The sequence below is a fragment of the Protofrankia sp. Cj3 genome (genome assembly GCF_917627355.1).
Classification (GTDB): Bacteria; Actinomycetota; Actinomycetes; order Frankiales; family Frankiaceae; genus Protofrankia.
On sequence record NZ_CAKJTR010000070.1, the window covers coordinates 1846 to 2316 of the forward strand.

The 471-nt window shown below is 66.0% G+C and carries 1 protein-coding gene; it reads left to right on the forward strand.

What is annotated here, in order from left to right:
• Positions 1 to 200: hypothetical protein (locus MJ783_RS11665; RefSeq protein ID WP_239310430.1), on the forward strand; the 200-nt coding region annotated here is incomplete at its 5' end.
• Positions 201 to 471 lie beyond the last annotated feature (271 nt).

A 471-nucleotide genomic window follows, 5' to 3' on the forward strand; every position in this document is an offset into this window, starting at 1 on the left:
CCGGCCTGCGACGGCCTGCGATGGATCACAATCTCCGGAAGACGGTTGTGCGCGGGTTGAATGGCGGTGGTGGCATGGTTGAAGGGCTGGCCAACCCGAACGGCCGCCGGTGGCGAGTGGCTGACGGCCCCGCATCGACGTCTTCCTCCTGGCGCCCGGGAGATATGGGGTGGCTGGACCCCGGCGCCCTCGGCCTGTAGGCCCGATTGAGAGGCTCCGGCAATAGGACTGTCCGGCTCGCGCCGCCCGGTCGGCGCCTCGCGTCGTTGTTGTCGGTCGGCGCCCAACACAGGGCGCCTCCCTCCGCCGCCTCGCGATCCATCCGCCCGGGCGCCGCTCCCTGATCGAACGCCCTATTGCCGGAGCCTCTTAGCTCGTACCGATGGCGGTGCGTATCCCACACGATTGATATCAGCTTTTCGGTCGATTTTGTCGAGATTCAGGAGATCGCAATTTTGTACCCTTAGAGCG